The sequence below is a fragment of the Vibrio sp. 2033 genome (assembly GCF_033339735.1).
Window position 1 is genome coordinate 1 of sequence record NZ_JAWOVC010000183.1, and the last position, 878, is coordinate 878.

The 878-nt window shown below is 48.1% G+C and carries 1 protein-coding gene; it reads right to left on the bottom strand.

Features of this window, described 5'->3' with window-relative positions:
• Positions 1-825, bottom strand: an 825-nt coding sequence (locus R7P74_RS25465) for a TonB-dependent receptor plug domain-containing protein (protein ID WP_318123423.1), incomplete at its 3' end; no start/stop codon positions are given.
• Positions 826-878 lie beyond the last annotated feature (53 nt).

Genomic DNA, 878 nt, shown 5'->3' on the forward strand with positions numbered 1-878 from the left:
ATCTTCTGCAAAATCTTCGATATGCCACTTGCCATCTTTTTGTATGGATGACGAACCTTCAAGGCGTTGTTGGTCTTGTCGATAGAGTTCGGCACGCGCTTTGATCATCACTTCATCACTGAAGAAATGATTGATGGCGTATGACGCGCTGTAACCATCCAAATCACGATTGTACAAATCTTGGCTGAAGTTACGCGTCTCTTCACCTTGCCAATAAGCCGCGTTGACCAAGCTTTCCGTATCGCCAGAACGAAATGCCAAATTGCTCGCGCCTTTGTATTTATTGCTGATCCCTGTATAAGTGCCCGTGGCGTCAACATAAAAGTCACGATCTTCTAAAAACTCGCCCGGCTGTTTGGATTTTAAAATCACAGCGCCACCAACGGCACCAGAGCCCAAGACTGAGGAGCTTGCCCCTTTCACTACTTCTAATGATTCAAGAGTAGATAGATCGAACGTGTCGCGGCCCACTTTGTCATTGTTGTCATTCGCACCAAAACCGTCTGCAGAGCGAATGCCGTCACGAATGATCATAATGCGATTACCCGTCATGCCCCGAATCGTGATGTTTTGTGGACGACCAGCGCCACCTGACACACTTACCCCAGGCTCGTGACGCAGCGCATCATAAAGCTCTGTTTCGCCCTTTTGTTCAATCTCTTCGCTGGTGACAACCGCAACGCTGCCTGCTACTTCAGACACAGGTTGTTCAATCCGATTCGCCGTCACCACAACCTCTTCCATAGAGAAAACGTCAGATTTGGCGTGCACTTGGCTGGCAGCTAGTACCGAAAGTACTGCCGCTGACACTGGGGTAAGCTTCATTTACTGCTCCGCTTTAGATGTATTAATCAGTGATAAAAGAAAGGCGTATTCTT